The organism is Nonomuraea sp. NPDC054003, assembly GCF_055585125.1.
Genome location: NZ_JBVJKR010000012.1, coordinates 283,865 through 307,464, shown reverse-complemented (window position 1 = coordinate 307,464; position 23,600 = coordinate 283,865). Strand labels below are relative to the sequence as shown.

Genomic DNA, 23,600 nt, shown 5'->3' with positions numbered 1-23,600 from the left:
CGGTCAGCTCGCCGCGGCAGCGACGACGGGCCGGGCGGCGGCTTCCGGTGGGCGCCACGCGCCCTCGACCCTGGGGAACGCCCGCGCCGCTCCCTCGCCGATGCTCAGCCGGACGTTCGCCCCCGGCGACCAGCCGCTCTGGGCGGAGTGCACGAGCACCACCGAGCCGCCGGCCTCGACGTAGGTGCGGACGACCGGGCCGAGGAACTGCACGTCGCGGACGACGCCGCGCAGCACCCCCGCACCGGGTGCGTCCTCCTCACTGAGCGACACGCCCTCAGGGCGTACGGACACATCGACGGGCGAGCCGGGCGAGACGGAGGACGACGTGCTCGCGGGCGTCGCGCGGAGCACCGCTCCGGCGACGTTCACCTCCCACGACTCGTCCGACCCGCCGGTGTACTCCCCCGCCAGCCAGTTCGTGATGCCGACGAAGTCGGCGACGTACCCGTTGGACGGGGCCAGGTAGATCTCGTGCCCGCTGCCGAGCTGTTCGAGCGAGCCGTCCTTCATGACGGCGATCCGGTCGCCCAGGGCCAGCGCCTCCTCCTGGTCGTGGGTGACGTAGACGATCGTCGTCCCGGTGTCGCGCTGGATCTCGCGCAGCTGGGTGCGCAGCTGGATGCGGGTCTTCGCGTCGAGGTTGGACAGCGGCTCGTCCATGAGCAGCACCGACGGCCGGATCGCCAGCGACCGGGCGACGGCGACGCGCTGCTGCTGCCCGCCCGAGAGCTCGTTCGGCCGCCGGCCGCCGAGTCCCGTGAGGCCGACCAGGTCGAGCGCCTCCTCGGTACGGCGGGCCCGCTCGTCCTTGGCCAGTTTCTGCGCCTTCAGCCCGAACTCGATGTTCTCCGCGACGGTGAGGTGCGGGAAGATCGCGTAGTCCTGGAACACCATGGACGTCGGCCGCGCGTCGGGGCCGTACCCTGACACGTCCACGCCGTCGATGAGCACGCTCCCGCTGTCCGGCTGGATGAACCCGGCGATCATCCGCAACGTGGTGCTCTTGCCGCACCCGCTGGAGCCGAGGAGGCAGAGGAACTCGCCGCGGCCGACGACGAGGTCGAGGTCGCGTACGGCCGGCACCCCGTCGAACGACTTGCACAACGACTTCAGTTCGATCATGGAATCTCCATCAGCAGGTGTCACAGGTCGTAGAGCCGCAGCCGGGAGCCGAGGGCGAGCTTCGCGACGGCGAGCCCGGCGAAGCTGACCACCATCAGACCGGCCGCGACGCCGGTCGCGGCGCCCCACTGACCGAACTCGGCGAGGTTGACGATGGTGGGCGCGCCCAGGCCGATGCCCGGCGAGGTCAGGAAGATCACGGCACTCAGCGTGTTGATCGCGTGGAGGAACCCGAACACGAGCGACGTGGTGAACGCGCCGCCCAGCAGGGGGAACATGATCTGGACGATGACCCGGGCGCGCGAGGCGCCGAGGTCGGCGGCTGCCTCGTCGATCGACGGGCTGATCTGGTTGATGGTGGTCACCGCGGTGCGGTAGCCGACCGGGATGGCCCGCACGACCATGACCAGCACCAGGATGAGCGCGGTGCCGGTCAGGGCGATCGGCGGCTCGTTGAACGTGAGCAGCCACGAGATGCCGATCATCGTCCCGGGGATCGCCGACGGCAGCACCGCGAGCCCGTCCAGCACGCCCCGGCCGAAGACCCGCGTGCGGTGCACGACGTACGCGGCGACCAGCGTGCTGATCGTCGTGATGATCGCCGCCGTGGCGGAGAACAGCGCGGAGTTGCGGATGTCGTCACCGCGCAGGAGTGCCGTCTGCCAGTGGTCCAGCGTGAGGCTCCAGTCCGCGCCCCACGCCCGGGTGAACGAGCCGACCAGGATGCTCCCGTAGATGAGGATCATCAGGACGCTGACCAGGCCGAGGACGGTGAGGAGCCCGCGCCGCACCGCCGCGGGCAGCGGCGCGGGCGGCAGGCTCCCGGTCTTGCCCGACACGGTGACCGCGGAGCGCCGCGCGAGGACGCGGCGCTGGATCAGGAAGAGGATCAGCGTCGGTACGAACAGCAGCACGCACAGCACCGCCGCCATCCCGAAGTCCTGCCGGCCCACCGCCTGCACGTACGCCTCGACCGAGAGCACCTGGTACCCGGCACCGATGAGGACGGGGTTGCCGAAGTCGGTGATGACGAACATGCCGACGAGCAGCAGCGCGTTCAGGATCGTGGGGAACGCCAGCGGCAGCGTGACCCGGCGGAAGGTCTGGAACCACGTCCAGCCGAGGTCCCGGCTGGCCCACTCCAGGGTGGAGCCGATGTTCTTCAGCGTCGGCAGCAGGGTCAGCGTGGCCATGGGGAAGAAGGCGAGCGTCTGGACGAGCCAGAGCCCGCCGAGGCCGAGGAGGCTGATGTCCAGGCCGAGCAGCTCGTGCGTGACCAGACCGCGCCGCCCGAACAGCAGCAGCACCGCCAGGCCGACGACGAACGGCGGCGAGATCAGCGGGAGCAGGGCCATCACCCGCAGCACGGCCCGGCCCCTGATGTCGGGCCGGCTGAGGGCGTAGGCGAACAGGAAGCCGACCACGGTGGCGCTCAGCGTCGAGGCCACGCCGATGACGACGGTGTTCTTCGCGGCCGTCGCCACACGCGGCTCGGCGAGCCTGCTCCAGGCCTCGCCGTCGGGCTCGAACAGCATGGCGACCGTCGGCACGAGGACGAGCAGGAGGAGCAGGCCGGCGACGTAGGCGACGAGCGTGCCCACCGTGATCCGATCGGCCAGCAGGCGTCTGCGGCTGCGCCGCTGCCAGTCCGGCCGGGACCCGGGGGCCCGCTCGGTCCGCTCTTCCGGTACGACGGTCTGCTGGGTCGTCGAGGGCACGGGCATCAGACCCCGTACCGCTTGGCGAACTCCTTGGACACCGCGTCGCGCATCTCGCCCGCGCGCACCGGGTCGTAGTCCACCAGGTCGAGCTCGGCGAGACCCTGCGCGCCGTCGGGCAGGTCCACGTCGCTGCGCACGGGGTAGGAGTGGACGAGGTCGACGATCATCTGGGACGCCTTCTCACCCTGGAGCCACTGGACGAACTTCTCGCCGCCCTGAGGGTTCGGCGACCCCTGGACGAGCGCGTTGCCGGAGATGACGACGCCGGTCGGCTTGGGGTAGACGAGCTCGATGGGGAACCCGGCCCCGCGCACGTTGAGCAGGTCATGAGCGAAGGAGACGCCGGCGGCGTACTCGCCGGTGGCGACCAGCTGCGACGGCGCTCCCCCGCTGTCGGTGTACTGGCCGATCAGCTTGTGGAACTCGTCGAGGAACTTCCACGCACCCGCCTCGTCGCCGTTGCGGAAGATCTGCGTCGCCACGAACGTGTACCCGGTGCCGGACAGCGTCGGGTTCGGCATGACGAGCTGGCCCTTCAGGTCGGGGCGCAGCAGCTCGTCCCACGTCGTCGGGAGCGGGGCGCCGCCGGTCTCCTCCTTCCACCGGTCGGCGTTGACGCCGACGGTCATCAGGATGAGCTCGTTGGCGTGCCAGTAGCCCTCGGGGTCGACGAACCGCTTGTCGATGCCCTCGACCGTGGGCTTGAACGACCGGATCAGCTTCTCCTCGGCGAGCGGTCCGGCGTCCCCGCTGGCCAGGCCGATCACGTCGGCCGCGGGGCGGCCGGCCTCGGCCTTCAGCCGCGCCAGGAGCTCGCCGGCGCTCTGCCGCAGCACCTCGACCTCGATGCCCGACTCGGCCGTGAACGCCTCGGCCAGCCGCCGGGCGGGTTCCTCGGGCATCGGCGTGTACCAGGTCACCGTGCCGCCGGACGCGGATGCGGCGTCGTCGCCGCCGTCGGATCCGCAGGCCGACCCGAGCATGAGGAGTGTGAGAGAGAGCGCGCCTGCGGCGACTCGTAACAGGGACTTGTGCATGAGTGACCGCCTTCGGATCGATGCGCCCGCAGGAAGGGACGCAAGGTCACGATGCACAAAATGGTGTTATCAGTGACGCGAGATGTCAATATCTCTTGTAGACCAATTGACGAGTCGTCATCCCAAAGACGTCGCCTTGTGGGTCACTCCGCGAGGGTGTCCGAGGTCCTCCTCCAGGGTCGACGTGAGGTCCAGCTCCGATGTGATCATGTAGCGGTCGCCGCGGAACAACGTCTGGGTGAACTCGATCGGAACGCCGTCGGACGTGCGGGTCGCGGTCCTGAAGAGGAACGCGGGAGAGTACGGCGGCGCGTCCAGCACGGCCGACTCCTCCTGGCTGAGCACCGTCGGCTCGATGGTCTGCGTGCCCGCCGCCACCTTCAGGCCGTAGCGGTCGGAGAGCAACTGGTAGAGGGACTTCTCCTCCAGCTCCTCGGCGGGCAGGCCGGGCACCAGCGCGTCGGGGAGCGTCGTGGTGGCGAGCGCGATCGGGTCGCCGTCGGCCAGCCGCAGCCGGCGAATCGTCACGATCACGTCGGACGGCGCGATCTGCAGCCGCCAGCTCATGCGGACGCCGGCGTCGGAGCGCTCCACGCCGACGACGCGGGTGGAGGGCGTGATGCCGCGCCGGCGCAGCCCCATCGAGAACGACGACGCCGTCGGCGACTGGGTGATCGTGGGCCGCGCGACGTAGGTGCCGCTGCCCTGCTTGCGGATGAGATGACCGTCCCTGACCAGGTCGTCGACGGCGCGCCGCACCGTGAGCCGGGAGACGCCGCAGTCCTCTTCAAGCACTCGCTCGGGCGGGATCGGATCTCCCACGTTGAGGTCTTCGAGCAGGCTCATGATCCGCTCGCGGACCATGTTGTGCTTGCGCCCGCGACGAGCGTCCGCGTCGCTCACGTCCACCCCCTCCAACCCCTTCAAGGCGACACCCGCACTTCTCCCGCATTTTACGCCATAGCCATGGATTGGTATTGACGACTTGTATACCAACTCTTACAGTCACCGAAGAATCATGACCTTCCGGTGAACCAGGGCGGGGCGCGACGACGCCACCGCCACTCCTCCGCCCCACGGCTGGCCGCGACCGTCAGGCCGGGTCCGATCATCGTCGCATCAGGGCCGACGCATGACCACCCTGCCCCGACCCGCGCCTTCCCCCGACCGGCCTCAACCCTGAACAGCATCGTTCCGACAAGGGAGCACCGATGGGCAACCACATGGTCAATCGACGTCATCTCTTCGGGCTCGCGGGCGCCGGCGGCGCCGCCCTCGCGGTCCCCGGCCTGTTAGCGACGCCGGCGCACGCCGCCGCCCCGCAGCCGCCCGCCGCGTGGCCCACCGAGTTCGTCGAGGTGACGCCCAGCGTCGAGGGCGACATCGCCTGGTACGACGTCTCGCACTGGGGCGTCGAGGGCAAGGGCTGGTCCGACACGGCGGCCTACTACGACCGGCTCCCGGCCAAGGCCGAAGGCGTCGTGACCCCCGAGGTCTGGGTGCGCAGCCGCAACTCCTCGGGGCTTCTGACCCGGTTCGTCACCGACTCGACCATCTTCCGGGCCCGCTACCGGCTCAGCCTGGCCACCGTCGCGATGTACCACATGCCGGCCATCGGCCACAGCGGCGTGGACCTGTACGCGCGCACCCCCGCAGGACAAGACGCCTGGCTCGCCAACACGCACCCGGCGGCGCAGAACGTCGACCAGCAGATGGGCATCGCGGTCGACCCAGGAGAGCGCCTCTACACCGCCTACTTGCCGCTGTACAACAGCCCGCAGCGGCTGGAGATCGGCGTCCAGGCCGGCGCCAAGTTCCTCGGGGCCGCACCGCGCACCACCCCGCCCGCCGTCTTCTACGGCAGCTCGATCATGCAGGGCGGCGTGGCGTCCAGGCCCGGCATGTCCATCACCGCGCTTCTGGGCCGCCGCTTCGACGTCCCCACCGTCAACCTGGGCTTCTCCGGCAACGCGCGGATGGAGCCCGAGATCGCCGAGCTGCTCACCGAGCTCGACGCGTCCGTCTACGTGGTCGACAGCTCCCCCAACATGAACCCGCAGCAGATCGCGGAACGCGCCGAACCCTTCGTCCGCATCCTGCGCGCGGCCCGCCCTGACACGCCCATCGTGCTCGTCGAGGACCGCCGGTACGGGGACGGCCAGTTCGTCGAGTTCCGCCGCACCCGCAACGCCCAGAACGCGGCCGCCCTGCGCACGGCCTACACGAACCTGCGCCGCTCCGGCGTCAGAGGTCTCTCCTACCTCTCGGCCGACAAGCTCCCCGGACCTGAGGAGCTGGTGGACGGCTCGCACCCGAGCGACCTCGGCATGGCGACGTACGCCGACGCGTACGAGAAGGTCCTGCGCCCGATCCTGAAGAGACGAGGCCACTGACCGCCGCTCCGCACTGCCCCGGGGCTCGCGGCACGTCCCGGGGCACGGCCCGGACTGGAGCACATGATGGACGTGATCATCACAGGCGGCGGGCCCACCGGCCTGATGCATCGCTCGGACGGCCTGGACCAGTACCAGGTGTAGAGGTTCTCCGCCGACGTGTACTCCTCGTCCAGCATTCACGTCGTCGAAAAGCTCTGGGCCAGTGCGTGGTGCCTGCACCGGCCAGCCGATCCCGCGGCCGAGGACTGGGTCGCCACCCACGCCTTGGCCCTCCTGGTCGCAGGCGGGAACGCCGAGGGCAATACCCGCTGCGGCGATGAGAGTGCCCCGATCGAGGGCGATGGTGCGGACGAGCCGCGAACAGGGGAACCGACCCGCATGCGGCACCGTCTCGTAACGCATCGCGGGGTTCGGTCAAGTACAAGGTGTAAGCACCGTTGGACGAAGGGAACCCAGCTCTTGCGGCTCGACCAGGAGGGACCGGCGGACCCGTTAGCTCGGACGCAGGGTTTCGAAGCCTTCTACCTGCGACACTGCCAGCGAGCACCACCGGAAAACCGTTTGATCTTGCCTTCGCGTTTCCGTACGTTTCTTACGGCCCGTCGTCGTGAGGACAGAGGACGCACCGCGTGACCCCGCCTGCTCTTTAACCTGACACTTTTCTTCGCTCACCTTCAAGCCGACCCTCCCGTCGGCTCTGCCGGGCTGCCCGTGCGCGCCCGGTCATACGGCGTTCGAGGCCGCGCGCAATCGGCCTTGTGTCAGGTCTAGAGAGATCATGTCTTCACAACCTCATACTGTGCTGCCCTGGATCGTTCGTCGGGTCAGGCTGCCTCTGCTGTCCTTGCGGTGTGTGGACTGCCGGTCGGAGTCGGCCACCACCGGCGAGGGCAGGTTCCGTGTCAACGCCAACCGCAAACTGCTGGACGTGTGGCTGCTGGTCCGCTGCGTGTCCTGCGACCGGACGAGCAAGCTCACCGTGCACGAGCGAATGCCGGTCAGGTCCTTCGATCCGGTCGAGCTCGAGGGCTACTACGCCAACGACCCGAAGCTGGTGGCGGCCAGGCTGCTGGATCCGCTGCTGGCCCGCCGCAACCGCTTCACCCTGGATTGGACAGGGGCCTGGCGGCTGGACACCCCGTCGGCGTGGCTCGACGGGCCGTGGCCGTTCCAAGCGCAGGTCGTGTTCGAGGACCCGGTGCCAGTGCGCCCGGACAACCTCATCGCGCAGGGGCTCGGCCTCAGCAGGAACGAGGTGCTGCGCAGGGTCAAGTGCGACCTTCCGCTGCGCCGTCCAACGACTGCCGGATTCACCTTCACGGTGATGGCCTGGGACTACCGGGAAGGCAGCCGCGGCGCGTGACCGGACCTTCCGGCTCGTCCCCGCCCACCGCGCGGGGACGAGCCGGAGCTGCAGTTGCGAAGCGTCGTTCCGGGCCTGCTCAAGAACCGTCGCCTCGCAGCCGAAGACAGGTCCTCGAAGCCCTCACGATCCCGACGCCTTCCCGCCAACCGCGACCGAGGACACGGCCATCACCGACAGCGACGATCACTTGCCGGGAACGACTCGGTGGTTCCGCGCGTTCGGGCGCGTCGCAAGGGTGGTGATGAAGGTGGCGATCTCGACGGGGTTCTCTTCGGCCATGAAGTGACCGGATGCGGTCGGCTGGTAGGTCAGGTCCGGCGCCCAGGCCCGCCACAGCGATGCGGCGTCGAAGCCGAGCCGGGAGCCCCAGTCCTGAGAGATGACGCCGACCGGCATCGCGAGCTGCGCACCACGCTCACGGTCGGCTCGATCCATTTCGAGATCGATGCTCGCGGTGGCCCGGTAGTCGGCCACGATGGAGTCGACCGCGGCGACCGAGCTGTCGATGTAGTGGGCGCGCTCCTCATGGGTGAAAGTCGTGCCGCTGGGGTCCCAGGCGTCCAGGAAGGAGCCGAAGAACTCCGGAGCGACCGCGCGGATCATCTTCTCGGGAAGCCCGACAGGCTGAGCCATCAGGTACAGGTGCCAGGCGACCTTGGCGTCGACTCCCTGGAGAACGGCCCAGGTGTCGAGGGTGGGCAGGACGTCGAGGATTCCCAGGTAGTCCACCACGGCGGGGTGGTCCAAGCCTGCGCGGACGGCGACCAGCGCACCGCGGTCGTGCCCGACGAGCCCGAAGTGGTCCACGCCGAGGGCGGACGCGACCGTCACGATGTCCTGAGCCATCGTGCGCTTGGAGTACGTGGCGGGGTCACTCCCGTCCGGCTTGTCGCTGTCGCCGTATCCGCGCAGGTCAGGGACGATGACCCTGTGGTCGTCGGCGAGCCTCGCCGCGACGTGGCGCCACATGTAGTGGGTCTGCGGGAACCCGTGCAGGAGGACCACGGCCGGCCCGCTCCCGCCGACGGCGACGTTGAGGTCGACGCCGTCGGCGCCGGGGATGGTCCGGTAGTCGAAGCCGCTGATCGTCAGTCGGGTGGTCATGCGTTCTCCTTCGCGTCAGGCGCGGCGGTCTCATGGGCGATGGGGCGTGGATGGCCGGAGAAGATCCCGGCGGGCAGGGGGGCACGCCCCGACGATGCCTTCAGGGCTGGGATGACGACGGTGTCGACGAGTGCGGACAGGTACTCCTCGTCGACCGCGAGGCCGTTGACCCGTCGCAGCAGGAGGGCGGCACCGACCACCTCCTCGAAGGCGAAAGGGTCCGCGCCGTCGGGCAGCTCGCCGCGTGCGATCGCGGTGTCGATGACCCGTCGAGGCAACCGGGCTCCCGTTGGGCCGACGGCGTTCTCGATGGCCTCGCACAGGCCCGGGTCCTCCAGACCCGCCTGCAGAAGCAGCATCGCGGTCTGACTGTCCGCGGCGCGCATGGTCTGGTCCAGCCGCCGGCACAGGCTCAGCACGTCCCCGCGCAGGGTGCCCGTGTCGATCGGCTCACCGGCCTCGCGCTCCGCGGGCCCTGCCTTGACCGCGGCGATCACCATCTCCCGCTTGGACCCCCACCGTCGGTACAGGCTCGCCTTGGATGTCTGGCACCGCCGGGCGACCTCCTCGAAGGACACCCCCTGGTAACCGGACTCCCCCAGCACCTCCAGGACGACAGCGGTGATCCGCTGATCCAGAGCCGCGTCACGGGGACGGCCGCGCGCCGCCCCCTCACCATTATCTCGATACGTCACGTACCGTATCGTAATACATGTACGGCGGATGACTGCGCGTTCGCTGATACCGAAGGCACGGACAGGCTTGTCAGGCCGTGGCGTGGCCTTCGGCGAAGGCCGTGGCGAAGGCGTCGTCGCCGAGTGCGGATCGCGCCATGGCCGTGATGCGGTCGACGTCCCCGTGCTCCTCGGGTGGCAGGGGTGCGCCCGCGGACCGGCGCAGGGCGGCGGCTTCGCCGAGGAGTCGTGCCGCTTCCGCATGGGCGCCCGTCAGGGCCGCCGTGCCGGCCAAGCCTTCGAGGGCGAGCGCGATCGCCCTGGGGTCGCCGGTGTCCTGTGCGACGGCGAGGGCCTCCCGGTGGAGTTCCTCCGCCGCGGCGGCGTCTCCTCTCTGCTCGGCGGTGAAGCCGAGCTCGGCCAGCCCGAGCGCGATGCCCGGCGCGTACCGCACCTCGCGTTCCCAGGCGAGGACGTCGCGCATGTGGGCCTCGGCGTCGTCGAGGCGGCCCGCTCGGCGGGCGGTGAGGGCCAGGCCGGTGCGGGCGAAGGTCTCGCCTGTGCGGTAACCGTGCTCGGCGGCGAGGGTCCTGGCTCGCTCGTGGCGCCGGTCGGACTCGGCGTGGTCGCCGGCCAGCAGGGCGATCCGGCCGAGCCCGGACTGGAGCAGCGAGACCTGCAGCCACAGCCCGAGTTCCTCGGCCAGCCGGAGTCCGGTGCGGCCGAGATCGGCGGACCTGCGATGGTCGCCCTTGATCTCCGCGAGCCTGCCGAGCAGGTCGATGGCCCGTACCTGCCCCCACCGGTCCCCCAGCTCTTCGAATATCGCCAGGCTCTCGTTCCCGGCTCGTTCGAGCGTGCCGAGGTCGCTGCGGACGAGTGCGTGGTTGGCCACGGTGGCCAGGGCCGCGGCGGTGCCCCAGCGGTCGCCGAGCCGCTGGAGCAGGGGGAGCGCCCGGTTGACCAGGTCCTGGCTGAGTGCCAGGTCGCCGGCTCCGAGCAGCACGTCGCTGAGAAACCACTCCGCTCTGGCGCGTTCGCCGGGGTCGGCGATGGTCTCCGCGGGCGTACGGAAGTCCGTCGTACGCTCGCCCAGCAGATCCAGCCCGGTCTGCCAGGCCTCGGCCCGTGCTCTCGTCGCGGCGGGGGCCTCCGCCCGGATGGCCAGCGCCATCGTGAACGCGCGCCGGCCCTCGCCGATCCTCCCGCGCAGGAACCAGTACCAGGCCAGCGCGTTGACCAGGCGCAGGGCGAGGCCGGCGTCCTGCCGCCGGACGGCCTCCTCCAGCGCCGCGCGCAGGTTGCCGTGTTCCGCGTCCAGGCGCCGAAGCCAGCGCCGCTGGTCAGGGCCATGCAGCCGCGGCTCCGCGCGCTCGGCCAGCTCGGTGTGGAAGATCAGGTGCCGGAGGCGGATCCGTTCGGTCTCACCGGCCTCCTCCAGACGGTCCAGCGCGTAGGCCGCGACCGATTCCAGCAGCCGGTAGCGGCTGCTGCCCGCTCCACCGGCCCTGACCACCATCGAACGGTCGACGAGGCGGGCCAGCAGGTCGAGGACGTCCTCCGGCGCCACGTCGCCGCCGTCCGCGCAGATCTCCTCGGCCGCCTCCAGCGCGCAGCCCTCCGTGTGTACGGCGAGGCGCCGCAGGACAAGGCGTTCCGGCTCGGACAGCAGCTCCCAGCTCCAGTCGATCATCGCGCGCAGGGTCCGCTGCCGCGCCGGGGCGCCGCGGTGTCCGGAGGAGAGCAGCCGGAACCGGTCGTCGAGCCGTTCGGCCAGGTCGTGGACGTCCAGTGCGCGCAGGCGGGTGGCCGCCAGCTCCAGGGCCAGCGGGACGCCGTCCAGCCGGCGGCAGATCGCCGCGACCACCCGGGCGTTGGTGTGGTCGATCACGAACCCGGGAACGGCGGCCGCCGCGCGCGCCTCGAACAACCGGACGGCGCTGAACCTGCGGAGGGTCGCCACCCCGGTCTCGGCCGGGGAGAGGGGCGCCTCCAGCGGCGGGACCGGCCAGACAGACTCCCCGGCGAGCCCCAGGGGCTCCTGACTGGTGGCGAGGATCCGCACCTCCGGCGCGGCCCGCAGCAGCCGCTCGCTCAACGCGGCGACCTCGTCGATCACGTGCTCGCAGTTGTCCAGGACGAGCAGCGTCCGGCGGGTACGCAGCGCGTCGGCGAGCCGTTCCGCCGGATCCGAGGGAGCGCCGGAACGCGGCATGCCAGGGGCGGTGTCGTCGCGGATGTCGAGCACGGCGATGACCTTCTCCACGAGCCGGTCGGTCCCGGGCGCCCCGGCCGTCCTGTCGAGGCCGGCCAGCTCGACGAGCCACACGCCGTCAGGGTGATCCGCGGCGACGCCCGCGGCGGTCTCCAAAGCCATCCGCGTCTTGCCGACACCGCCCGGGCCGGTGAGCGTGACCAGCCTCGCCGACTTCAGCAGCGCCTGGACCTGGGCCAGCGCCTCCTCACGCCCGACCAGCTCGCTGATCTGCGCGGGCAGGTTCGTCCGCGGCGCCGCCTCTGGCGCGGTGGCCAGGGCAGGGTCCTGCTCGAGGATCCGGCGGTGGAGTCCGGCGATCTCCGGCCCTGGGTCCAGGCCCAGCTCCTCACGCAGCCGCGTCAGCAGGTCGGCGTAGGTCTCGAGGGCGTCGCTCTGCCGGCCGGTGCCGTACAGGGCGCGCATGTACGCGGCGCGGAGGCGTTCGCGCAGCGGATGGCGTTCGACCAGGTCGCCCAGTTCGCCCGCCAGGGCGCCCAGCTCACCGATCTCCAGGCGCGCCTCCGCCCGTTCCTCCAGGGCGGTGAGCCGCTGCTCTTCCAGGAGCGCCATCGGCAGCCGCGCGAACTCCTCGTCGGCGAAGTCGGCGTAGGCCGGCCCGCGCCACAGCTCCAGCGCCTCGGTCAGCAGGCCCGCCCGTGACCGCGGGCTGGGCGCCTCGCGCGCCCGCGCCAGCAGCCCGGTGAACCGCATCGCGTCGACGGCCTCCGCATCGATCCGAAGCCGGTACCCCACGGTCTCCTCGAAGGACACCAGGTTCCTGGCGCCCGGCTCGGCCTCGTCCAGGGCGCGGCGCAGCTGCGAGACCTTGACCTGGAGTGCCCCGGACGGATTGCGCGGCGGCGCGTCACCCCACAGGTCGTCGATCAGCCGGTCCACCGGCACCGGCCGCCCCTCATGCCCGAGGAGCACGGCCAGCAGCGCGCGGACCTTCGCCCCGCGCACCACCACCGGGGCGCCGTCCGCCGTCCATACCCCCAGCGGCCCGAGCACCCCGAATCGCATGTCGTCACACTATCTGGCGCTTTCCCCGGCCCCGCTTACCGCGGCCCGCCACCGGCGAGAAGCGCGCGGTAAGAGCCGGAAAAGCGCCGGTCGCCATGCTCGTCCCACCAGCCGCACAGGAAGTTTCGAAGGGAGAGAGCGATGACCGCGACCGCACCGCTGAACGTCGCCATCATCACCGGCAGCATCCGGGACCGCCGGTTCGGTCCCACGGTGGCCGAATGGTTCGCCGGGGAGGCCCGCCGGCACCCCGGCCTCCGTCTCGACATCATCGACCTCGCCGATGTCGCCCTGCCCGCCGTACTCGCCGCTGACGACACGGGGCCTTCCGAGGCGCCAGAACCGGTACGGAAGCTCGGAGCACGGCTGGACCGGGCCGACGCGTTCGTGATCGTCACGCCGGAGTACAACCGCAGCTTCCCCGCCTCGCTCAAGACGGCCATCGACTGGTACGTCGACGAATGGCAGGCCAAACCGGTCGGCTTCGTCTCCTACGGCGGAGCCTCCGGAGGTCTGCGCGCCGTCGAGCACCTCAGGCAGGTCTTCGCCGAGCTCCACGCCGTCACCGTCCGCAACACGGTGAGCTTCCACTCCTGCCGGGACAAGTTCGACGACCATGGCCGCCCGATCGACGAGGTCGGCTGCCGCGCGGCGGCGGAGAGCCTGATCGACCAGCTGACCTGGTGGGCCCGCACCCTTCGTGACGCCCGTGCGGAACGCCCCTACGTGGCGTGACAGAAGCCTTGCCCCGAACCTTCTGAGGAGATCGCGATGCCATCGCCACAAGGAATGACCACCAGCGCCAGGTCGCGCTGGATCCTCGCTCTGCTGGCCTTCTCCAGCCTGATCACGTCGCTCGACTTCACCATCGTGTACGTGGCGCTGCCCGACATCGCCCGCGAGGTCGGGCTGTCCGGTCATGCCATCCAATGGGTGGTCAGCGCCTACGCCATCTTCTTCGGCGGCTTCCTGCTGCTGGGCGGCCGCTCGTCCGACCTGCTCGGCCGCCGCCGCATGTTCGTCCTGGGCATGCTCCTGTTCGGCGGTGCCTCGCTCCTGGGTGGCCTGGCGACCTCACCCGCGACACTGATCGCGGCGCGGGCGCTCCAGGGAATCGGCGGCGCCTTCCTGTTCCCGGCCACACTCTCGCTGGTCACCACCAGGTTCACCGAAGGCCGCGAGCGCGTACGCGCCCTGGCCGTGTGGGCCATGGCAGGCGCGGGCGGGCTGAGCCTGGGCGCCCTGCTCGGCGGTGTGCTGACCCACGCGTTCGGCTGGGAGGCGGTGTTCCTGGTGAACGTGCCGCTGGTCGTGGCGGGCACCGTGGGCGCGTTCGCCCTGCTCGACGTGGACGGCCCGCGCCAACGGGGACGCGGCTTCGACATCCCGGGCGCCCTGACCGGAACGGCCGGCCTGACCCTGCTCGTCTTCGCCATCGCCCAGGGCCCGGAGATCGGCTGGAACACGACCTCCGTCCTCGCCTCCGCCGTCCTCGCCGTGGCGCTGCTGACCACGTTCGTCGTCATCGAGGCCCGCACCAGGCACCCGCTGATGCCGCTGCGGCTGTTCGCCAACCCCAACGTCCGCGCCGGCCTGCTGGTGATCCTCACCTTCGGCATCACCATGCAGAACCTGGTCTACTTCCTCACCCTGTACGTCCAGGACGTGCTCGGCTACTCGGCACTGCAGGCAGGGCTGGTCTTCCTGGGCCTCTCCGTGGTGATCGGCATCGCCAACTTCGTCGCGGAACGACTGATCAACCGCATCGGCGCCCGCGCCACCTTGATCATCGCCCTGCTGCTCGGCTCCGCCGGCGGCGCGCTGATGGCCGCGGGCATGCGAGCCGACGGCTCGTACTGGACGATCCTCGCCGGCCTGATCGTGTACGGCATGGGCATGGGAACGATCTACCCGACCATGTTCGGCGTCTCGGGCACCGGCGTGGCCGACAACGACCAGGGCGCCGCAGGGGGCATGGCCAACACCGCCCTCCAGGTCGGCACCGGCGTGGGCCTGGCCATCCTGGTCAGCGTCTCCGCCTCCGGGCTCACCGGGCTGACCGGCGAGGCGCTGCGCGCCGCCACCTCCGCCGGCCTGCGCGACGCGGTCTACCTCGCGGCCGCGCTCACCCTCGCAGGCATCCTCGCCGCCCTGACCCTCACCCGCCGCACCACCCCGGCCGCCCCATCACCGACCTTGGCCGAACCACCGAACGCACCCCACGCTTCGACACGAAAGGCGTCATCATGACGACGACCAGGAACCCGACCGCCGCGACCAGCCAGGTCACCGTACTGGGGCTCGGTGAGATGGGGTCGGCGATCGCCAGGACCTTCGTCGACCGCAGCCATCGCACGACGGTCTGGAACCGGACCGCGAGCAGGAGCACCCCGTTGGTGGAGAGCGGCGCCACGGCCGCCGCCACGGCCGCCGAGGCGGTGGCTGCGAGCCCGCTCGTCATCGTCTGCCTGCTCGACAACACGGCGGTCGAGGAGGTGCTGGCGTCCGTGGGGCCGGCGGTCGCGGGCAAGGTGCTGGTGAACGTGACCAGTGGCTCCGCAGGCCAGGCCCGGGCGAACGAGCGCTGGGCGCGTGAACACGGCGCCGAGTACATCGACGGCAAGATCATGGGGGATCCGCCCTACGTGGGAACCCCCGACGTCATGTTCCTCTTCAGCGGTTCCCACGCCACCTTCGACGCTCACGAGCCGACGCTGCGGGAACTGGGCGGCATCGCCTACCACGGTGAGGACGCCGGCCTGGCAGCCGTGGAGTTCATGGCCCAGGTCGCGGTGGGCTACGAACTGCTCATCGGCTATCTGCACGTGCTCCGCCTGGTCCAGGCGGAAGGGGTCGACGTGGTGGAGTTCACCGAGCGCGTCGCCGGTTCTGTGGCCATGTACCCGTCGTTGCTGACCTCGATGGGCAAGGCCGTCAAGAGCGGCGAGTACGCACCGGATCTCGGTCCGCTCAACGTCCAGGCGGCGCTGATGGACGACCTGATCGACCACCGCGAATCCCTCGGCGTGGAAGCCGTCCGGATGAAGGAGGTCAAGGAACTGATGGACCGCAGGATCGCCGGCGGCCACGGCGACCAAGGCTTCTCCAGCCTGTTCGAGCTGCTGGGCCGGCCCAGCCGAGCCTAGACCGCGTACCCTCACACGTGGGCGTAGCTCGAACCCGGCAAGTGTGGCGATCCACAGACCCGCCACGCCAGAGCTACGCCCAAGCCGATGCTGGACCCGGTTTGGTGGACACCTGATCTCTGGGATCCCTGGTTTCCGATCCCTCCCCTTGTGGGGGACCGTGGAGAGAACCGGCAGTCTCGGGCACCCGCCGCAATGATCAGCGTGAAATGCTCACTGACCCGATCCGGCTTCAGCTCTGAGCCGTCTTCCCAGGTGAAGGCTTCTGCGAGCCAAGGACTGAGGTCACGGCCGCGTGTCCGAGTGGAGGGCTCGGGCGCACAGGGTGAGCGTTTCCGCGAGTGTCGTGCGGTCCGGGTCGTCGATCTCGGCGAGCATGACGGCTTCGATGCTGTCGAGGGAGCGGTCGCATCGCCGGAGGGTGCTCAGGCCCTTCGGGGTGAGGCGGGTGCGCAGAGCGCGGCCGCCGTCGGGATGCGGGTCGCGGCGGATCAGGCCGCGTTGTTCGAGATCGCGGATGACCAGGTTCATCGCCTGCGGGGTGACGAAGGCGATGCGGGCCAGGTCGGCCGAGGACGGGGCGTCGCGCAGGCGCAGCTCGCTGAGCGCCATGTATCCGGTGGTCGTCATGCCGTGCCGGGCGAGCGCATCGTCCAGGCAGGCGCGGATGCGGCGTTCCAGCCGGAACACGAGGTAGCTCACACGGGGCGGCGGCGCGTCCGCGGGGACACCCGGATCGGTCACCAGGAGACGATATCGCGCCCTTGTCAGTACGGGCCCCGATGTAAGTTTCTCACCCCGTTATCAAGGTCCTTGATAGCAAGTTACTTGATAACCATGGGAAACGGCTCTGCGCCAGGTGAACCGGCGGGGACGCCCAGCGGGCGTGCATTGACGGTGGATCGTGGCCCTTCTATTTTCCAGCGAACCGACGTCATTACGCGGCGGACCGATCCGCGGCGCGCCGCGGACATGGAGAGGAGGAGCGCGAATGAGACGCTTGACCACGGTGCTGGCTGGTGCCTGCGCCGCGGCGCTCTTTGCCGTCATGACCGTGGTACTCGGATCGCCGGCCGTCGCCGCCACCCTGGTGGAGGTGACCAGTTTCGGCAGCAACCCGGGCAACATGCGGATGCACGTCTATGTGCCGGACTCGCGCCCGGCCTCGCCGGCGATCGTGGTGGCGATGCACGGCTGCGGCGGGTCCGGTCCCGGCTTCTATCAGGGCAGTGAGTTCGCCTCGCTGGCGGATCGATACGGCTTCGTCGTCATCTACCCGACCGCCACCCAGTCGGCGGGGTTCGGCAACTGCTTCGACACCTGGTCGGACGCGGCCAAGCGGCGCGGCGGCGGCAGCGACCCGGTCTCGATCCTCTCGATGATCGACTATGTCGAGCGGACCCACCAGGGAGACCCGAACCGGGTCTACGCCACGGGAAGCTCGTCCGGCGGCATGATGACCCAGCACATGCTCGCCGTCTACCCGGACGTGTTCAAGGCAGGGGCCTCCTTCATGGGCGTGCCCTTCAACTGCTTCGCCGGCGCCGCCGACTACCCGCCGGGAAGCAGCAGGTGCACCGGCGGGAGCATGGACCGAACCCCCCAGCAGTGGGGCGACGCGGTCCGCCAGGCCTACCCGGGATATTCCGGCCCCCGCCCGCGCATGCAGCTGTGGCACGGCACCAGCGACACCCTCGTGCCCTACTCGCTGCTGCGGGAGTCGATCGAGCAGTGGACCAACGTGTTCGGGCTGAGCCAGACCCCGACCAGCACCGACACCCCTCAGGCAAACTGGAACCGCAGCCGGTACGCCGATCCGTCCGGCACCGTGCAGGTGGAGGCGTACAGCATCCAGGGCGCCGGGCACGCTCTACCGCAGAGCGGCATGGCCCGCTACGCCGTCGAGTTCTTCGGCTTGACCACCAGCCAGACCGACACCACGCCGCCGACCACGCCAGGCACCCCGGTCGCGTCCAACGTGACCGCCACCAGCGCCACGCTGACCTGGACCGCGTCCACCGACCAGGGCGGCTCCGGCCTGGCCGGCTACAACGTCTACCGGGAGCAGGGCGCCACCGACCCGCAGCTCGGCCAATCCACCACCACGTCGATCACCCTGACCGGGCTGAGCGCCAGCACCCAGTACCAGGTGTACGTACGGGCGCGCGACGGCGCGGGCAACCTGTCGGGCAACTCCGCGACGGTCACCTTCACCACGGCCGCCACCGGAGGCGACACCACGCCGCCGACCGCCCCGGCCGGGCTCACCGCCTCGGGCACCACCACGACCGGCACCAGCCTGACCTGGACGGCCTCCACCGACGACACCGGTGTGACCGGCTATGAGATCCTGCGCGCTCCCGGCGCGGCGGGCGGCACGTTCGCCCAGGCCGGCACCTCGGCCACGACCTCGTTCACCGACACGGGCCTGACCGCGGGCACCACCTACCGCTACCAGGTCCGGGCGCGCGATGCCGCCGGCAACGTCTCACCGGTCTCCAACACCGTCCAGATCACCACGCAGGGAGGCACGACGGGTGCCTGTTCGGCCACCCCGACCGTGCAGTCCCAGTGGGGGAACGGGTATGTGATCCAGCCGCTGACCATCACCAACACCAGCACCTCGACGATCACCGGCTGGACGGTCACCTTCACCCTGCCGGCCGGGCACACCCTGACCGGCTCGTGGAACGGCACCGTCACCACCAGCGGCCAGACCGTCACGGTCAGAAGTGTCAGCCACAACGGCACGCTCGCGCCGGGAGCCGGCACCACCAGCTTCGGCTTCCAAGCGAGCAGGCCCAACGGCGACACCGCCCTGCCGTCCGGTTACACCTGCGCCTGACCGTCAGCGCGCTTCCCTGATCACGGCCCCGTCAGGTGGGACCGGGCCGTGATCAAGGGATCCGCGCCGGCGGCGGCGGAAGCACCGCACGACCTCTCGGAACGCGCCGAACCGGCCACATCAGGAGATCTCGACGTAGTCCAGTTCGGCCGCGAACGGTCCGTCGTCGTGCTGGAATCGCAGCGTGTTCCATTCGTGGTCCAGCTTCAGCTTGACCGGCGCGTCCGACCAGGACGTCCAGGTGTCACTACCCGGATAATGCAGGACGACCTTGTACGAGCCATTCACCGTCAGATACTGACGCGCGTTGCCATCGGCGGCGCTGTACCGCACGTTCACCGTATAGGTGTCGGCCCTGGGCGCGTACACCTTGATTTCGACCCAGCTGTCCGGGTGGTTCAAATAGCCCATAGAAGCGTTGTTCGACGCGCCGTCGATATTGTAAAGGCGCCTGGCATTGTGGTAAGTGCCGTCCTCGGCCTCGTAACGGACCGGCCTCTCTGATACGACGGCCAGGACGATCAGGGTGGTCACCACGACGGCCGGCACGGCCGCGATCAGCAGGATCGTACGAGGTCGCGGGCCACGGGCGTGGGCGGGCTCCGGTGTCCCCGAGATGGACGCGTCGTCGTCGGCGGGCCGGCTTCGCAGTTGCGCGCGCAACCCCAGCATCGAGACGACCAGCCCGGCCGCGCCCGTGAACATCCCGATCACGCTGGCCCGTCGATTCAGCCCCTCCAGCACATCCCCTGGCAGACGGAGCGGGTCGACGAGGAACCAGACCAGAAGCGAGACCACCAGCACCACGATCGCGGTGTTCCGCACCGCCCGCCATACCCACGTACCCGGCGCTCGCTTCTGCCCTCTCGCCGCATTCGACATGGCTCCAGGGTGGCACCTTGATCGCCTCAGACGAAGGCCGGTAGGGGAATTATGACGATCTCGGAATCTTCGTCGTTCGTGAGGCGTGTCCGGCCGTGCGCCGTCAGTATTGATCTGACTTTCGGTGGATTGGCGTGCAACGGATATGCGCGAGGAAGGGAGGAGCCGATGCTGACCGAATCCCTGGTGGCGTTGGCCGCCAGCGGTGGGGCGGCTCTGGTGGGAGCCATGGCCACCGATGCCTGGCAGGCGACCCGCAGCGGTGTGGCCCGGCTGTTCAGCCGCCAGGGGCCCGAGCGTCAGGCCGCCGTCGAAGCCCAGCTCGACGGCAACGTCGTCCTCGTGGAGCGGGCCGGTGATCCCGGCCAGGCGCGGCAGACGCTGGTGCCGGTCTGGGAGATGGCGCTGGCCCAGTTGCTGGAGGAGCACCCCGAGGTCGAGGCCGAGCTGCGAGAGCTCGTCGCGCGCGTACGTGAGACTCTGCCCGACGCGCAGCGGGTGCAGCACCAGTACAACATCGCCCGCGACAACTCCCGGCAGTTCTCCGTGATGGACGGCGACATCAACTACTACGCCTCCCCCGCGAAGCCGGACCGCGGCGCCGACAGCCCCATGTGACCGGCATGGACGGCATGTTCGGCCAGCTGGGGCGTACCGTTCACCAGGAGGTACGGGTCGAGAGCGGCTTCGCCTACGGGGTGATCGGCGCGGATCTGCACGTCTTCGGCGACGGCAGACCTCTGTACCTGCTCAAGGAGACGAGCGGACGGGCGCAGCTGAGAGTCGCGGTGGACGCTCTCGGGCTCCCGGCCCAGCCGAGCCAGCTCCTCAACGCCCGCCACGCCGTGGTGGACTTCACCGGCCGCGACGGCGAAGTCGAGGAGCTGACCACGTGGCGCGACAGCGGTGACAGCCACGCGGTCCGCTGGCTGCACGCCCCCGGCGGCCAGGGCAAGACCCGCCTCGCCGCCCACCTCGCCGCGGCGGCGGCCGGCGACGGCTGGAAGGTGATCGTCGCCGAGCACGCGCCGGCCCAGGTGGTCAACGCCGAGGACCAGACCAGCCACGACCTGCGCCTCGGGACCGCCCGCGAGATCCTCATGCTGGTCGACTACGCCGACCGCTGGCCCCTGGCCCACCTGACGTGGCTGTTCAGCAACAAGATCCTCGACCAGGACGTACCGGTACGAGTGCTGCTCCTCGCCCGCAACGAGCACATCTGGCCCGCCCTGCGCCATGCCCTCACCCAGGCCGGCTGGCCGCCCGGGGCCTGCGCCGCCCGGTCCTTGGGCCCCCTGCCGAGCACGAGGGACGCCCGCCGCGACATGTTCAGGGCCGCCCGCGACTGCTTCGCCCGCTGCTACGGGCTGACGCGGGCATCGGTGATCGGCGTGCCGGACTGGCTGGAACGTGAGGAGTTCGGCCTCACCCTGGCGGTGCACATGGCCGCGCTGGTCGCCGTCGACCGCCATGTCCGTGACACGCCCCGGCCCGCGCCCGGTGAGAGCATGCTGGCGCTGACCGCCTACCTGCTGGGGCGCGAGAGCCATCACTGGCACACGCTGCACGGCACCGCCGACCCCCTGACGGGCGCGCGCACCACGTTCGGCACCGACCCGATCCGGATGCGACGGGCCGTGTTCACCGCCGTGCTCACCGGTCCCCTGGGCTTCCGGGACGCCATGGCGGCGCTGGACGCCGTCGGCGTCGGCGGTGACACCGACCGGGTCCTCACCGACCACACCTTCTGCTACCCGCCCGCCGATCCCCGTACGGTGCTGGAACCCCTCTACCCCGACCGGCTCGCCGAGGACTTCCTGGCCCTGTGCCTGCCCGGCCACGACCTGCCCGAGCACCAGCCGGAGGCGTGGGCGGCCACCGCCCCCGAGACGCTGCTCGCCTCACCGTCCGGCGACGGGACGCTGCCGCCGTACGCCGCGCGGACGATCACGTTCCTCACCGCGGCCTGCGAACGCTGGCCCCATCTGATCCCCACGCTGGAAACGCTGGAGCGTCTCCTCCCCGAGGACCCGGACGACGCGGCCGGTGACCTCGCCGTCGCGGCGGCCGACCTCACCGAGCGCCTCGCCGGGCACCGGCTGCCGACGCTCACCGATCCCGCCGCCCGCGCGGAGCTGTACGACGTCCTGGGCCGGTGGCTCTACCAGGCCCACCAGGAGGAGAAGGCGGCCGACGCGCTGACCGAGGCCACCCGGCTGTACCGGCCGCTGGCCGCCGCCGATCCCCGGACGTTCGAGCCCAAACTCGCCGCGGCGGCGTTCTACCTCGCCATGGACCTGGCACTCGGGGGCGCCATACCTCAGCCGGACGACCTGGCGGCGGTGGCCTACTTCTCCGCCGGCGGTGACGCGCTGCGGCCCGGCATGGCCCGCCCGGACGAGGCGCTGGCGGCGTTCCGCGAGGCCGTCGAGATCTTCCGCCGGCTCGCCCGCGACGATCCCGCCGAACACCAGGAACGCCTGGCCGCCGTGATCTGTGTGGCCGCGCTCTGCGGGCCGTACCTGGGAGCGCCGGAGGAGTCGCTGGCCCTCGCGCGCGAGGGCGTCGACCTGGTCCGCCGGCTGGCACGCGACCAGGAGAACCTGGGCAAGGACTACTCGGACGACGTCGCGGCGGCGCTGATGGCCCTCGCGGGCAACCTGGTGGCCTCGGAACCGGAGCAGGCCGCGGCGCTCGCCCACGAGGCCATGGAGATCCTGCGCCGGCTCGCCCGCGACAACCCCGCCGAGCCCGCCCACGAGGACAGCCTCTACGGAATGCTGGCCTTCCAGACCGCGGTGCTGCTGCGGCTGGGCCGCGCCGAACCGGCCGTCGCCGTGCTCGACGAGGCCGTACGGATCCGTCGCCGCCTCGACCGGCGGAAGGATTCGGACGGCCGCGACGCCTGGCAGGACACGTTCGCCGGGGCGCTCGGCCTGGTGTGGGTGCAAGGGACCGAGGACGACGTGGAGACCGGCCTGGAAACGGCCGCGCGGGTGCTCCGCCACGAGGCGCGGGCCAACCCCACCGCCGACGGGGTGGCGCTCTATCACACCTTCCTCTCGCTCGACCTCCTGCTGCGCCGGCTGGAACGATGGGACCTCGTCCTGGCCGGGCAGCGCGACGCCATCGACTTCCTCGGGCACTGGGACGACGCGACCGATCTGCTCGGCATGCTGGCCGCCCACGGCACCGTCCTCGCGATGCTGGGGCGATGGGACGAGACCCTGGACGTGATCGGCGCGATCGCCCGGGAACTCCTGCGGGAGGGCACCGCCACCGAGCTGGAGTATGCCATTCACGGAGGGCTGACGGCGATGACCACGGGCAGCGTGGGCCGGTCGCCGGACGAGCAGCCCGCCGGCGCCTACGAGCGCGAGTCGCGGGACGAGAACGTCGCCATGCTGAACCAGATAGCGGCGGCCTACCGGCGGCGTTCCCACGGCGACGCCCAGGAGCGCGACCAAGGCCTGGCCGTCACGCTCAAGACGCTGGCCGAAGCACTGTGGATCAAGGACGAACCGTGGGAGTCCCTGGCCGCCGGCGACGAGGCCGTCCAGATCCGCCGCCGGCTGGCCCGCGGCGGTTCCGCCGAGCACCGAGGTCATCTCGCGCTCGCGCTGAAACGCCACGCACACAGGCTGGGACGTGTCGGACGCCACGAAGAGGCGGCCGCCGCGGCGGGAGAGGCCGCCCACCTCTACGACCTCCTCGCCCGGGACGACCCCGGCGCGGACCGGCTCACCCTCGCCGCGACCCTGCACCTCCTGGCGTCCAACCTGCAGTGGTCCAGCCCGGCCGAGGCTCTGGAACCTGCGCGACGGGCCACCGGGATCCTGGAGCGGCTCGCCCGCGACGAACCCGCCACGCACGAACCCAACCTCGTGATCATGCTGGACACGCTCGCCGAGATCCTCGACCGCCTGGGCCGCGGAGAAGAGGCACGCACCACGGTCAGCCAGGCGGCCGGAATACGCGCACGTACCCGGACCTGAGACACGCGTCGATGGGATTCAGGCGCGTC

The 23,600-nt window shown here is 70.7% G+C and carries 17 protein-coding genes; 8 read left to right on the top strand and 9 right to left on the bottom strand.

Annotation, left to right across the window (positions count from 1 at the left end):
* Positions 1-3 precede the first annotated feature (3 nt).
* The 4 genes from ACZ6YG_RS30370 to ACZ6YG_RS30355 all read right to left on the bottom strand — a co-directional run bounded on the left by ACZ6YG_RS30370 (position 4) and on the right by ACZ6YG_RS30355 (position 4,786).
* Complete coding sequence (locus ACZ6YG_RS30370; RefSeq protein ID WP_466019888.1) at positions 4-1,125, bottom strand: ABC transporter ATP-binding protein; 1,122 nt, start codon at positions 1,123-1,125, stop codon at positions 4-6.
* Positions 1,126-1,145: 20 nt separating this feature from the next.
* Complete coding sequence (locus ACZ6YG_RS30365) at positions 1,146-2,849, bottom strand: ABC transporter permease (protein WP_466019887.1); 1,704 nt, start codon at positions 2,847-2,849, stop codon at positions 1,146-1,148.
* Positions 2,849-3,883 carry an ABC transporter substrate-binding protein gene (locus tag ACZ6YG_RS30360; RefSeq protein WP_466019886.1) on the bottom strand — a complete coding sequence of 345 codons (1,035 nt, stop codon included), beginning with the start codon at positions 3,881-3,883 and terminating at the stop codon, positions 2,849-2,851. Before ACZ6YG_RS30360 ends, ACZ6YG_RS30365 begins: the two co-directional genes overlap by 1 nt.
* A gap of 117 nt (positions 3,884-4,000) precedes the next feature.
* On the bottom strand, positions 4,001-4,786 hold the full coding sequence (locus ACZ6YG_RS30355) for a GntR family transcriptional regulator (protein WP_148032979.1): 786 nt from the start codon (positions 4,784-4,786) through the stop codon (positions 4,001-4,003).
* Positions 4,787-5,094: 308 nt separating this feature from the next.
* Between ACZ6YG_RS30355 and ACZ6YG_RS30350 the strand changes: the two genes are divergently transcribed.
* Positions 5,095-6,276 (top strand): SGNH/GDSL hydrolase family protein, encoded by a 1,182-nt coding sequence (locus ACZ6YG_RS30350; RefSeq protein ID WP_219550459.1) that lies wholly within the window; start codon positions 5,095-5,097, stop codon positions 6,274-6,276.
* Positions 6,277-7,132: 856 nt separating this feature from the next.
* Complete coding sequence (locus tag ACZ6YG_RS30345) at positions 7,133-7,642, top strand: DUF1062 domain-containing protein (RefSeq protein ID WP_261808704.1); 510 nt, start codon at positions 7,133-7,135, stop codon at positions 7,640-7,642.
* A gap of 186 nt (positions 7,643-7,828) precedes the next feature.
* On the opposite strand, the gene ACZ6YG_RS30340 is transcribed toward ACZ6YG_RS30345, so the two are convergent.
* The 3 genes from ACZ6YG_RS30340 to ACZ6YG_RS30330 form a co-directional block, all read right to left on the bottom strand.
* Positions 7,829-8,749, bottom strand: a complete 921-nt coding sequence (locus tag ACZ6YG_RS30340; protein ID WP_466019885.1) for an alpha/beta hydrolase — start codon at positions 8,747-8,749, stop codon at positions 7,829-7,831.
* Positions 8,746-9,444 carry a TetR/AcrR family transcriptional regulator gene (locus ACZ6YG_RS30335; RefSeq protein WP_466019884.1) on the bottom strand — a complete coding sequence of 233 codons (699 nt, stop codon included), beginning with the start codon at positions 9,442-9,444 and terminating at the stop codon, positions 8,746-8,748. The genes ACZ6YG_RS30340 and ACZ6YG_RS30335 overlap by 4 nt, the downstream gene beginning before the upstream one ends.
* Before the next feature lie 70 nt (positions 9,445-9,514).
* Positions 9,515-12,703, bottom strand: a complete 3,189-nt coding sequence (locus tag ACZ6YG_RS30330; protein ID WP_466019883.1) for an AfsR/SARP family transcriptional regulator — start codon at positions 12,701-12,703, stop codon at positions 9,515-9,517.
* 141 nt (positions 12,704-12,844) lie between these two features.
* Between ACZ6YG_RS30330 and ACZ6YG_RS30325 the strand changes: the two genes are divergently transcribed.
* From ACZ6YG_RS30325 to ACZ6YG_RS30315, 3 genes are read left to right on the top strand one after another with little or no spacing between them, the layout of a single operon-like run.
* Positions 12,845-13,438 carry an NADPH-dependent FMN reductase gene (locus ACZ6YG_RS30325; RefSeq protein WP_466019882.1) on the top strand — a complete coding sequence of 198 codons (594 nt, stop codon included), beginning with the start codon at positions 12,845-12,847 and terminating at the stop codon, positions 13,436-13,438.
* Positions 13,439-13,474: 36 nt separating this feature from the next.
* Positions 13,475-14,953 carry an MFS transporter gene (locus ACZ6YG_RS30320; protein WP_466019881.1) on the top strand — a complete coding sequence of 493 codons (1,479 nt, stop codon included), beginning with the start codon at positions 13,475-13,477 and terminating at the stop codon, positions 14,951-14,953.
* On the top strand, positions 14,950-15,849 hold the full coding sequence (locus ACZ6YG_RS30315) for an NAD(P)-dependent oxidoreductase (protein ID WP_466019880.1): 900 nt from the start codon (positions 14,950-14,952) through the stop codon (positions 15,847-15,849). Before ACZ6YG_RS30320 ends, ACZ6YG_RS30315 begins: the two co-directional genes overlap by 4 nt.
* A gap of 285 nt (positions 15,850-16,134) precedes the next feature.
* Here the strand turns inward: ACZ6YG_RS30315 and ACZ6YG_RS30310 are convergent, their stop codons facing one another.
* Complete coding sequence (locus ACZ6YG_RS30310) at positions 16,135-16,593, bottom strand: MarR family winged helix-turn-helix transcriptional regulator (RefSeq protein ID WP_261808707.1); 459 nt, start codon at positions 16,591-16,593, stop codon at positions 16,135-16,137.
* 247 nt (positions 16,594-16,840) lie between these two features.
* Between ACZ6YG_RS30310 and ACZ6YG_RS30305 the strand changes: the two genes are divergently transcribed.
* The gene (locus ACZ6YG_RS30305; protein WP_466019879.1) at positions 16,841-18,694 is read left to right on the top strand and encodes an extracellular catalytic domain type 1 short-chain-length polyhydroxyalkanoate depolymerase; all 1,854 of its coding nucleotides are present in this window, start codon (positions 16,841-16,843) and stop codon (positions 18,692-18,694) included.
* Positions 18,695-18,814: 120 nt separating this feature from the next.
* Here ACZ6YG_RS30305 and ACZ6YG_RS30300 read toward each other — a convergent pair whose 3' ends face one another.
* Positions 18,815-19,501, bottom strand: a complete 687-nt coding sequence (locus ACZ6YG_RS30300) for a carbohydrate-binding protein (RefSeq protein WP_466019878.1) — start codon at positions 19,499-19,501, stop codon at positions 18,815-18,817.
* A gap of 243 nt (positions 19,502-19,744) precedes the next feature.
* Between ACZ6YG_RS30300 and ACZ6YG_RS30295 the strand changes: the two genes are divergently transcribed.
* Both ACZ6YG_RS30295 and ACZ6YG_RS30290 read left to right on the top strand, forming a co-directional pair.
* Positions 19,745-20,194, top strand: a complete 450-nt coding sequence (locus ACZ6YG_RS30295; protein ID WP_466019877.1) for a hypothetical protein — start codon at positions 19,745-19,747, stop codon at positions 20,192-20,194.
* Between the two features lie 5 nt (positions 20,195-20,199).
* On the top strand, positions 20,200-23,571 hold the full coding sequence (locus ACZ6YG_RS30290; protein WP_466019876.1) for a hypothetical protein: 3,372 nt from the start codon (positions 20,200-20,202) through the stop codon (positions 23,569-23,571).
* The last annotated feature ends 29 nt before the right edge of the window (positions 23,572-23,600 follow it).

Coding starts and splice junctions, on each gene's coding strand:
- ACZ6YG_RS30370 (WP_466019888.1), bottom strand. CDS start 1,125: ATGATCGAACTGAAGTCGTTGTGCAAGTCGTTCGACGGGGTGCCGGCC.
- ACZ6YG_RS30365 (WP_466019887.1), bottom strand. CDS start 2,849: ATGCCCGTGCCCTCGACGACCCAGCAGACCGTCGTACCGGAAGAGCGG.
- ACZ6YG_RS30360 (WP_466019886.1), bottom strand. CDS start 3,883: ATGCACAAGTCCCTGTTACGAGTCGCCGCAGGCGCGCTCTCTCTCACA.
- ACZ6YG_RS30350 (WP_219550459.1), top strand. CDS start 5,095: ATGGGCAACCACATGGTCAATCGACGTCATCTCTTCGGGCTCGCGGGC.
- ACZ6YG_RS30340 (WP_466019885.1), bottom strand. CDS start 8,749: ATGACCACCCGACTGACGATCAGCGGCTTCGACTACCGGACCATCCCC.
- ACZ6YG_RS30330 (WP_466019883.1), bottom strand. CDS start 12,703: ATGCGATTCGGGGTGCTCGGGCCGCTGGGGGTATGGACGGCGGACGGC.
- ACZ6YG_RS30325 (WP_466019882.1), top strand. CDS start 12,845: ATGACCGCGACCGCACCGCTGAACGTCGCCATCATCACCGGCAGCATC.
- ACZ6YG_RS30320 (WP_466019881.1), top strand. CDS start 13,475: ATGCCATCGCCACAAGGAATGACCACCAGCGCCAGGTCGCGCTGGATC.
- ACZ6YG_RS30315 (WP_466019880.1), top strand. CDS start 14,950: ATGACGACGACCAGGAACCCGACCGCCGCGACCAGCCAGGTCACCGTA.
- ACZ6YG_RS30305 (WP_466019879.1), top strand. CDS start 16,841: ATGAGACGCTTGACCACGGTGCTGGCTGGTGCCTGCGCCGCGGCGCTC.
- ACZ6YG_RS30295 (WP_466019877.1), top strand. CDS start 19,745: ATGCTGACCGAATCCCTGGTGGCGTTGGCCGCCAGCGGTGGGGCGGCT.
- ACZ6YG_RS30290 (WP_466019876.1), top strand. CDS start 20,200: ATGGACGGCATGTTCGGCCAGCTGGGGCGTACCGTTCACCAGGAGGTA.